General features: G+C 33.7%; 11 protein-coding genes and 1 pseudogene. 7 read left to right on the forward strand and 5 right to left on the reverse strand.

All coding sequences use genetic code 11. The features are described from left to right. Positions 1-307: 307 nt before the first annotated feature. Entirely contained in the window at positions 308-1,540 is a 1,233-nt protein-coding gene (locus tag LDL23_RS00005) for an FtsX-like permease family protein (RefSeq protein WP_291263864.1), read from the reverse strand. 82 nt (positions 1,541-1,622) lie between these two features. On the opposite strand from LDL23_RS00005, the gene LDL23_RS00010 reads away from it, so the two are divergent. Then, on the forward strand, positions 1,623-2,900 hold the full coding sequence (locus LDL23_RS00010) for a DUF1343 domain-containing protein (protein WP_291263865.1): 1,278 nt from the start codon (positions 1,623-1,625) through the stop codon (positions 2,898-2,900). 17 nt (positions 2,901-2,917) lie between these two features. Beyond that, positions 2,918-3,490 (forward strand): hypothetical protein, encoded by a 573-nt coding sequence (locus tag LDL23_RS00015; protein WP_291263866.1) that lies wholly within the window; start codon positions 2,918-2,920, stop codon positions 3,488-3,490. Positions 3,491-3,563: 73 nt separating this feature from the next. Here the strand turns inward: LDL23_RS00015 and LDL23_RS00020 are convergent, their stop codons facing one another. Next, positions 3,564-4,061, reverse strand: a complete 498-nt coding sequence (locus LDL23_RS00020) for a YkgJ family cysteine cluster protein (protein WP_213242419.1) — start codon at positions 4,059-4,061, stop codon at positions 3,564-3,566. An 80-nt stretch (positions 4,062-4,141) separates the two neighbouring features. Here LDL23_RS00020 and LDL23_RS00025 point away from each other — a divergent pair, with 80 nt between their 5' ends. Continuing rightward, positions 4,142-4,846, forward strand: a complete 705-nt coding sequence (locus tag LDL23_RS00025; RefSeq protein ID WP_291263867.1) for a bifunctional 2-polyprenyl-6-hydroxyphenol methylase/3-demethylubiquinol 3-O-methyltransferase UbiG — start codon at positions 4,142-4,144, stop codon at positions 4,844-4,846. Positions 4,847-4,886: 40 nt separating this feature from the next. On the opposite strand, the gene LDL23_RS00030 is transcribed toward LDL23_RS00025, so the two are convergent. Next, on the reverse strand, positions 4,887-5,264 hold the full coding sequence (locus LDL23_RS00030; RefSeq protein ID WP_291263868.1) for an energy transducer TonB: 378 nt from the start codon (positions 5,262-5,264) through the stop codon (positions 4,887-4,889). A gap of 4 nt (positions 5,265-5,268) precedes the next feature. Continuing rightward, entirely contained in the window at positions 5,269-5,901 is a 633-nt protein-coding gene (locus LDL23_RS00035) for a 7-carboxy-7-deazaguanine synthase QueE (protein WP_291263869.1), read from the reverse strand. Between the two features lie 141 nt (positions 5,902-6,042). On the opposite strand from LDL23_RS00035, the gene LDL23_RS00040 reads away from it, so the two are divergent. The 3 genes from LDL23_RS00040 to LDL23_RS00050 are packed head-to-tail and all read left to right on the forward strand — an operon-like array spanning position 6,043 to position 8,294. After that, a complete protein-coding gene (locus tag LDL23_RS00040; RefSeq protein WP_291263870.1) occupies positions 6,043-7,560 on the forward strand; it encodes a helicase HerA-like domain-containing protein in 1,518 nt (505 codons plus the stop codon). After that, positions 7,560-7,928 carry a DMT family protein gene (locus LDL23_RS00045; protein ID WP_291263871.1) on the forward strand — a complete coding sequence of 123 codons (369 nt, stop codon included), beginning with the start codon at positions 7,560-7,562 and terminating at the stop codon, positions 7,926-7,928. The genes LDL23_RS00040 and LDL23_RS00045 overlap by 1 nt, the downstream gene beginning before the upstream one ends. A 3-nt stretch (positions 7,929-7,931) precedes the next feature. Continuing rightward, on the forward strand, positions 7,932-8,294 hold the full coding sequence (locus LDL23_RS00050) for a cupin domain-containing protein (protein ID WP_291263872.1): 363 nt from the start codon (positions 7,932-7,934) through the stop codon (positions 8,292-8,294). 25 nt (positions 8,295-8,319) lie between these two features. On the opposite strand, the gene LDL23_RS00055 is transcribed toward LDL23_RS00050, so the two are convergent. After that, complete coding sequence (locus LDL23_RS00055) at positions 8,320-9,660, reverse strand: NAD(P)/FAD-dependent oxidoreductase (protein WP_291263873.1); 1,341 nt, start codon at positions 9,658-9,660, stop codon at positions 8,320-8,322. Between the two features lie 149 nt (positions 9,661-9,809). Here LDL23_RS00055 and LDL23_RS00060 point away from each other — a divergent pair. After that, a pseudogene (locus tag LDL23_RS00060) lies at positions 9,810-10,000 on the forward strand (flavin oxidoreductase); the annotation flags it as partial.

Genomic DNA, 10,000 nt, shown 5'->3' on the forward strand with positions numbered 1-10,000 from the left:
TCTTTCTCTTTCTTCTGTTGAAATAAATTTATAAAATTTTCAAAGAACTTCCTTTTGCAAACATAGGATGACAAGTTCAAGGACAAGTTCAAGGACAAGTTCAAATTCAAGGGCAAATCATTGCTCGCTTAGCGAGCCAGTGGGATGGTTATCTGGAATAGCAAACGTCTTATCTAGCCCCGATGGGAGTGGAAATCTTTTTTTGCCTTATTTCGAATTCACTTAATATGACAAGGCAAAAAAAAAATTGTAGCGCACAGCGGGACTAAAAGTTTTATGGAATGTTGAACGGGTGCTTCTAAAAAAATTAATCGAAACGTATTGCTTTTACTGGTGAAATTTTGGTGATGATGTAAGATGGAATTAATAAAACCAACAAACAAACGATTACGGTTCCGATATTTAATAATGCGATGTGAAGTAAATTGATACTTACTGGCGCTTCGTTTACGTAATAGTTTTCGGGATTGAGTTGGATTACGCCGAAGAATTTTTGAATTAGTAATAAGGAAATAGCGATTAGATTTCCCCAAAACAAACCGCGAGCGATTAAATAGAAGGCGTTGTACAAAAATATTTTTCTAACATTCCAGTTGTTGGCGCCCATGGCTTTTAGAATTCCGATCATTTGGGTGCGTTCTAAAATTAGGACTAATAATGCGACAACCATATTAATCGTAGCCACCACAATCATTACAATTAGAATAACCAAGATGTTAAAATCAAACAATTTTAGCCATTCGAAAATGCTATAATACTTTTCTTCGATGGTAATACTATTATAAGTAGGTGGAATTTCTTTGTAGACTTCCTCTCCTTTTTCTTTGATTTTTGAAAAATCGTCTACGAAAACTTCGAATGCTCCGACTTCTGTTGGTTGCCATTTATTGATGAGTTGCACGTGACGAATATCACCTATAATATAAGTAGCATCGAATTCTTGAAAACCTGAGTTGAAAATCCCGGTGATTAGAAAGTTTCTTTTATTGGGAAGTTTTCCGTTTTCTTTCATGAAAAAGGTTAGAAACTTATCGCCTACTTTCAAATTAAGACGTTTGGCTAAGTATTCTGAAATCAAAACTTCGGTATTGAGTTCGGATTTTAGATTTGGGATTTTACCATCGACTAGATATTCTTCTAGATTGGTAAAATTATAATCTTTTCCAACACCTTTATATATGATACCTTCGAACGCTTTTTCTGTGCGAATGATTCCAGCTTTGCTTGCTACGGCTTGCACATGACTGATACCTTCTACATTTTTGAATTTGGGATAAAAACTCTGATTGATGGAAATAGGCTCAGTAGTAACTTGCGATTGATTATCGTCGAAATTAGAAATAATAATGTGTCCGTTGAAAGCTGAAACTTTCTCACGAATTTTATCTTGAAGTCCAACACCCGTAGCCACAGCCATAATCATCATAATAATTCCGATGGCAATTGCCGTAATCGCAATTTTTATAATTGGCGAAGAAATACTACTTTTATAACTTTTAGCAGCAATTAGTCTTTTGGCTATGAAATATTCTAAATTCAAGGTTTTAAAAATTATAATTAAGGCAAATATACATAAAGTTTTTGCCACAGATTACACAGATTTACACAGATTAAAAATAGTTATGAAATACAATATATACCGATTTACAACATTAATTGGCTTACTAATACTTTCTGTTTCGTGTGGAAGTAGTAAAAAGGCAATTCCTCAAATAAAACCGAGTACTGATAATGTGACTTTGACTTCTACTTCAACAGATGTCACTTTTAAAACGGGTGCTGAAAACTTTGAAAGTTATTTGCCGTTGTTGAAAGACAAACGCGTTGGAATAGTTACGAATCAAACGGGAATATTAGAAGACAAAAGCAAATTAAGTCCTGAAGACCATGGAGTCCGTTTATCAAAAGAGAAGCATTTAGTTGATTTTTTAATCGAACAAAACATCAACCTTCAGAAAATTTATGCACCTGAACATGGTTTTAGAGGAACTGCTGATGCTGGCGAATTAATCGTCGACGGAAAAGACACCAAAACAAATTTGCCGATTATTTCCCTTTACGGAAACAACAAAAAGCCAAAACCAGAGCAATTAGAAGGAATTGATGTCTTGGTTTTCGATTTGCAAGATGTTGGCGCTCGATTTTACACATATATTTCGTCGTTACATTATGTAATGGAAGCTTGTGCGGAAAATAATATTCCGCTTTTGGTTTTAGACCGACCAAATCCGAACGGAACTATTATTGATGGTCCGATATTAGAAAAGGAACACAAGAGTTTTGTTGGGATGCATGAAATTCCAGTTTTGCACGGGATGACGATTGGTGAATATGCCAAAATGATTAATGGAGAAAAATGGTTAAAAGATAGTATTCAATGTGATTTGAAAGTAGCGCCTTGTTTGAACTATTCGCATGATATGAAATATAGTTTACCAGTAAAGCCTTCGCCAAACCTACCAAACGATCAATCGATTAATTTGTATGCGAGTTTGTGCTTTTTTGAAGGCACGAATGTAAGCTTAGGTCGTGGTACCGAAAAACAATTCCAAATTTATGGTTCGCCTTTTTTACCAGAAACTGAATTTGATTTTAGCTTTACTCCTAAACCAAATTTTGGAGCAAAAGACCCAGTTCATAATGGTAAGTTATGTTTTGGCGAAGATTTAACTGAAATTAGAAAAATACACAGATTGGAATTAAAATGGTTATTGAAAGCTTATGAAAACACTGCTGACAAGACCGTTTTCTTCAATGATTTCTTTACCAAATTAGCCGGAACCAAAAAACTCCGTGAACAAATTGAAGCCGGAATGACTGAAAAAGAGATTAGAAAAACCTGGCAAGAAGGTTTGGAACAGTTTAAGGAAGTGAGAAAAAAGTATTTGATTTATGAATAGAAGAAAATAGAGAAAAGATGAAAGAGAAAAGACTATTACTTTTACTTCTATTAATATTTTCAAGTTGTTTAAAAGAAAATAGAACTATTCCGATTGATAATTGGAACAATCTAATAATTAGCAAATTAAATAAAACAGATTCTTTAATCTACAAACAAGAAGATTTAAAGAAAAATATTGATTTCATATTAGAATTCAGAAAAGATATTGCTGAAGAAATTAACAAATTAAAATCTAAAGAAGGATTTTTAAATTTTGTTGTTTACGAAAATTTTAATTGTGAGTTTAATCCAAAAGACACTGTTCAAATTGATATACCTTTTACCAAAAACAAATTTTATTATAACATATTAATTCTTTCCGATAAAAAAAATTATTCATATGAATTGAGAGGATTTTCAGAAAACAAAAATCAAAAATTTACTAAACTAAGAATCGAAAATAAAGAAGAATACTTAGAACATTTAAATCTAGAAAATATTGGAATTAAAAAGACAAAATATCTTTTGAATGATTTTTCCGTTATTTCAAAAATTACTTGTAATGGAAATGATTTAAATATAGAAGTTATTTCAACAAGATTAAACTAAATTTTTGAGATTCCTAACGGAATGACAAGGTTGCGATAAAACTGAACACTTTTAACTGAACACTGAACACTTCTTAAAGCGGCAACTTCTCCTTCATTTTCTCCACAATATTATAAGCCGCTGGACAAATCGCAACATTTTTTAAAGTTAAATCTGAGATTTGTTGAAACTTTTTTCTATCGGTGTGTGGAAATTCACGGCAGGCTTTTGGGCGGACATCGTAGATAAAACATTTGTTGTCACTATCCAAAAACGTACACGGAACACTTTTTAAAACGTAATCATTATCTTCATCAATACGTAAATATTGATCGATAAATTGCTGTGGTTTTTGACGAAAACTCTTTGAAATTCGTTCAATATCAGCTGAAGTAAACAATGGTCCAGTTGTTTTGCAACAATTGGCACACTCCAAACAATCCGTTTTTTTGAATTCGGCATCGTGTAAATCTTGCATTACATAATCCAAATTCTTGGGTGTTTTCTTTTTTAGCTTGTCAAAATACTTTTTGGTTTCGTTATGTGTATCTTTGGCAAGTTTTCCGAGTTCGTTTAAATTTGGCTTTAGCATTTTATGAATTTTCTACTGCAAAGTTACGATTTTGAATTTCGAATTTAGAATAACGAATGTTGAATTTTGAAATACAAACCATGAAAGACCTTTTCGGAAAAGCCATTTTAGATTACCAAACCAATAATTCTCCCGAAGATTTAATTACTGAAACTTCAATTTCGGAAGCTGATGAAATGAGCGTTGCCTATTTGTTTCGTGATTTTAAAGAGATGCCAAAATTGGAACAAAAAGCATTGCAATTATCCAAGGGAAAAGTGTTAGACGTAGGTTGTGGTGCTGGAAGTCACGCTTTGTATTTGCAAGAAAAAGGTTTTGATGTTACCGCAATTGATATTTCAGAAAATGCAATTAAGGCTTGTGAATTGAGAGGTTTGAAAAACTGTAAAGTTTCAGATGTGTTAGATTTAAATACTTTGGAAAAATTTGACACCATTCTTCTTTTGATGAACGGAACTGGAATTTTCGGAAAAATGAATCAGATTTCGAAGTTCTTGCAAAAACTAAAATCTCTTTTAAACGAAGGCGGACAAATTCTAATTGATAGTTCGGACTTAATTTATATGTACGACCAAGACGAAGATGGTGCTTACGAAGTTCCAGCGAATGGTTATTATGGCGAATTAACGTTCACCATTCAATATAAAGGAGAAACCGAAGACACTTTTGATTGGTTATATTTGGATTATAACACGCTTCAAAATGCCGCAATTGCAAATGGTTTGGAATGTGAATTGATTTTGGAAGGGAAACATTTTGATTATTTAGCGAAGCTATCTTTATAAAAACAAAAAATCCCAAAACTATCGATTTGGGATTTTTTGTTTATTTAAATGTCAAAGGCATTTTTAAGTTTATGCTAACTGGCTTTCCTCCTCTTGAAGCAGGTTGCCATTTTGGAGCTTTTCGTAAAACTCGAATTAATTCAACTGCCGAATTCGTTCCTAAATCACGAACTACTTTTATATTTTTCACTTCGCCATTTTCATTCACCGTGAATTCAAAAATAATTTGTCCCTTTTTCTCAACTGTTTGAGTATCAAAATTGGCAATTATGTAATCGTAAAATTTATCAATTCCTCCATTTTGAAATTTGGCTTCGATAAACTCACCTCCTAAATACACTTCATCTTCTCCTCCTAATTGTGAAAAACTTAAGTTAGAAAACAAAACAAATACAGCTAATACTAAAAACTTCTTCATATAATTAAGGAATATTCAAATATTTATGGGTTTGCAACGAAACTCTCCATTTCGGATTGTTCATCACATAATCCACAATTAAAGGTGTCATTTCTTCTTTTTTACTCCACTCAGGTTGTAGAAATAAAATCGCATTTGGATTTACTTTAGCAGCTTGTTCTTCGGCAAAAATGAAATCGTGTTTGTTGTAGATGATTACTTTTAATTCATTAGCAATATCATAAGCACTTTGAACTGGTAATTTATTTTTCTTTGGAGACAAACAAAACCAATCCCAAGTTCCAGAAACTTCATAAGCTCCAGAAGTTTCAATATGTACTTTTAAATTTTGTGCTTTTAATTTTGAAGTCAATAAAGTCATATCCCAAGTCAAAGGTTCTCCTCCTGTTACCACTACGGTATCGGCGTATTTTTTGGCATTGGCAACAATTACATCGGTATTCGTTGGTGGATGTAATTCCGCATTCCAACTTTCTTTCACATCGCACCAATGGCAACCTACATCGCAACCGCCAATTCTAATGAAATAAGCTGCTGTTCCTGTATGATATCCTTCGCCTTGAATCGTATAAAACTCCTCCATTAAAGGCAACATTTCGCCTTTTTCAACCGCTAATTGTACTTCTTTTTGTAACATCTTAAATAAAAATAGTGGGCAAAGATACGACTTGGAAGTTAGAATTTAGAAGTTAGCCCTCAGAATTTTGAAATTGTACTTGTCATTGTCCTTGAAATTTCCTCGGATTTTAACTACATTTGAAATTCAAAACACATCGAAATGAGCAAGACAGAAGATTTTAGCAAACATATAAACGAAGGTTACGCTTGTAAAGGCGAATTCATCACATTAGGTGGTGGAATTTTAGATGGCGAAGCGGTTCCAAATACACACATAAACATTCCATTAAAAACCTTAAACCGTCACGGATTAATTGCTGGAGCAACCGGAACTGGAAAAACCAAAACCATTCAAGTGCTTTCCGAACAATTATCGCAAAATGGAATTCCGGTTTTAATGATGGACATTAAAGGTGATTTCTCTGGAATTGCAATGCCTGGCGAAGAAAAATCGTTTATTACAGAACGTCACGCTAAAATTTCGATTCCTTATGAAACGAAAGCTTTTCCGGTAGAATTAATGACCATTTCAGAACAAAACGGAGTTCGACTACGAGCAACGGTTTCTGAATTTGGACCTGTTTTATTCTCTCGAATATTAGATTTGAACGATACGCAAGCCGGCGTTGTTTCAATCATTTTTAAATATTGCGATGATAATAGTTTGCCATTATTGGATTTGAAAGATTTCAAAAAAGTTCTTAATTACGCAACCGAAGAAGGAAAAGCAGAATTTGAAGTCGAATACGGAAGAATTTCAACCAGTTCAACTGGTTCGATTTTGAGAAAAGTTATCGAATTAGAACAACAAGGCGCGGAATTATTCTTTGGTGAAAAATCATTCGATATTCAAGATTTGATGCGAATTGACGAAAACGGAAATGGTTACGTGAACATCATGCGATTAACCGACATTCAAGACAAACCGAAATTATTTTCGACTTTCATGTTGAGTTTATTAGCCGAAATTTACAACACCATGCCCGAACAAGGCGACGCTGGACGACCTGAATTAGTAATTTTCATAGATGAAGCCCATTTGATTTTTGACGAGGCCAGCAAAACATTATTAAATCAAATTGAAACGATTGTGAAATTAATTCGTTCGAAAGGAATTGGAGTGTATTTTATTACGCAAAATCCGATGGATGTTCCAACAGGCGTTTTGGCACAATTGGGTTTAAAAATTCAGCATGCATTAAGAGCTTTCACGGCAAATGATAGAAAAGCAATTAAAATGACCGCTGAAAATTATCCCGATACCGATTTTTATGAAACCGATGAAGTATTAACATCGTTAGGAATTGGAGAAGCTTTTGTAACCGCATTAAGCGAAAAAGGAACACCTACACCATTAGTAGCCACCATGATGCGAGCTCCAATGAGTAGAATGGATGTTTTAACTGAAAGTGAAATTGAAGCAAGTATTGCAAAATCGAAATTGGCGAAGAAATATAATGAGGTTGTTGACCGAGATAGTGCTTACGAAATGCTAAATAAAAAAATTGCCGAAGCACAAGAAGTCGCAGCCGAACAAGAAGCAGAAAAACCAACCCGAAAAGCAAAAGAAGAACCAAGCACGGCTGAAGTAGTTGGGAAATCAATTACCAAAGTGGTTACGAGTGCGAGCTTTATTCGCGGCGCTTTTGGTTTATTAATGAAAATGTTTAAACGTTAATGAAAGGATTTATCACTATAGGATTACTAATACTTTCTAATGTTTTCATGACATTGGCTTGGTATGGACACTTAAAATTTAAAGAATTAAAATGGTTTGAAAACGCTGGGTTAATCACTATTGTTTTAATCAGTTGGGGATTGGCTTTGTTTGAATATTTCTTTCAAGTTCCTGCGAATAAAATTGGATATCAAGGCAATGGCGGTCCGTTTTCATTAATGCAATTGAAAGTGATTCAAGAAGTAATTACTTTGGTGATTTTTGTGATTTTCTCATTGGTTTTCTTTAAAAATGAAACATTTCGATGGAATCACGCAGTAGGATTCTGTTTTTTAGTATTGGCAGTTTATTTTATATTTAAGAAGTAAGAAATGAAAAAATATTTCATCCAAAAAGCACCATTCGTAGTTCCAACCACTGATGGAAAATTGATTGAAGAACATCACGGATTGGCAACCACAAACAATTCAGCGATTTCGATTGCACATATGATTGCGCCACCTGGTTGGAGCGAACCTTTTCAAACTCCAGAATTTGATGAATACACCTATATCATTAAAGGGAAAAAACAATTTATCATCGAAGATGAAACAATAGTTTTAGAAGCAGGTCAATCAATTAAAATTGAGAAAAACACACGCATTCAATATTCAAATCCGTTTGATGAAGCTTGTGAATATTTGGCGATTTGTACTCCTGCGTTTAGTATGGATGCTGTAAATAGAGAAGATTAAAAAAGAGGCAATTGCCTCTTTTTATTTATTTTAACAACTCTAAAATCTTATTTTCAACTTCTTCTGAATTCCAATTTTCTTGAATATTATCCATTTTCAAAACTTCTTGCATAATTTCATTTTGAAAATCGCCAATCGCCATGGCTTCTGAATAAGGTTGTAAACTAAAAGTTACACGGCTATATAACGGCATCCATTTTTCTGGATGTTTGTCGGAAAACCATTTTTCGATTTTCTTTTGTAATAAGAAATTAGTATCAGCGGTTTTTGCACTCATTTCTTCAAAATTTCTTCTCGAAAGTTCAGCAATCGCATCGGCATTTGGCTTTCTTGAAATTTCATAAGCTTTAAAAATTCGATCCCAATCGTCGCCATATTGTTGCATTAACTCATTCAGAATCGTAATATCTTCAAACCCTGCATTCATTCCGTGACCGTAGAAAGGTACAATCGCATGCGCAGAATCACCAATTAAAGCAATTTTATCGTTAAATGTCCAAGGGAAACACTTCATAATCGCCAAATAACTATTCGGATTTCTGAAAAAATCGCGCACTAAATCTGGAAGTGCTTCTTTTGTATCTGGAAAATAGTTCTCAAAAAACGAAACTAATTTTTCTTCATTTGTTAAGGATTCAAACGAATTTTCGCCTTCAATTGGCATGAACAAAGTACAAGTAAACGAGTTGTCTAAATTAGCCAATCCCATCAACATGAAATTTCCTCTTGGCCAAATGTGTAACGAATGAATATCAATTTTTGGAGAACCATCTGCATTAGCAGGAATATGCAATTCTTTGTAACCAATTTTCATGAACTCTTGCGAATAATCAAACATCGATTGACGTTGCATTCTGTGTCTAATTCTCGAGAAAGCACCATCTGCTCCGAAAACTTTATCGTATTTTAACTCGGTCCAATCACCTTGTTCGGTTTCGCCTTCCCATAAAGTTGCGGTGGCTAAGGTTACATCCCAAATTTTACGCTCGAAGAAAAATTCTACTCCTTCAGCTTCCGCCAAATCCACCATTTTTCTATTCAAAACGCCTCTTGATAGAGAAAAAATAGCTTCACCTTCTTTACCATAATATTGATAATTCAGCATTCCATCTTGTAAATGAATCGCTCTTTTATCCACTGGAATTCCGATTTTTCTAATTTCTTCATCTAAGCCAACATCTTCCAATGCTTTCCAACCGCGATTTGACATCACCAAATTAATGGAACGACCTGAAAACTCAACCGTTCTAATATCGGGACTTCTGTCGAAAACATGTACTGTATGTCCGGCTCTTTTTAAATAGATTGCCAATAAAGTTCCTACTAATCCAGAACCTACAACAGCAATTTTTTGTGGCGTTTGCATGAAGATTTTTGTAAAAATTTGGACTGCAAAAATACGGAATAATAAATTTCCAAGCCCGAATTTTATTAGATTTTTCATTTTGAATTCAAATTTTGTTTAATTATTTTTAATATTAGTTAAACAAAATGTATCTTTGAATAAAAATTGCTATGAGAAAGATTACGAAAGACGAATTGTTCTATATGTCAAAAGTGCCGCGACTGAACTTAGTCAATTGTGTTACCGGTTACAAATCGGCTAATTTGATTGGAACCGTTTCAACTGAAGGCGTATTAAATGTTGCCGTTTTCAGCAGCGTTACGCATTTGGGAAGCGAACCACCTTTGTTAGGATTTATTTT

Source organism: Flavobacterium sp. (assembly GCF_020217025.1).
Classification (GTDB): Bacteria; Bacteroidota; Bacteroidia; order Flavobacteriales; family Flavobacteriaceae; genus Flavobacterium.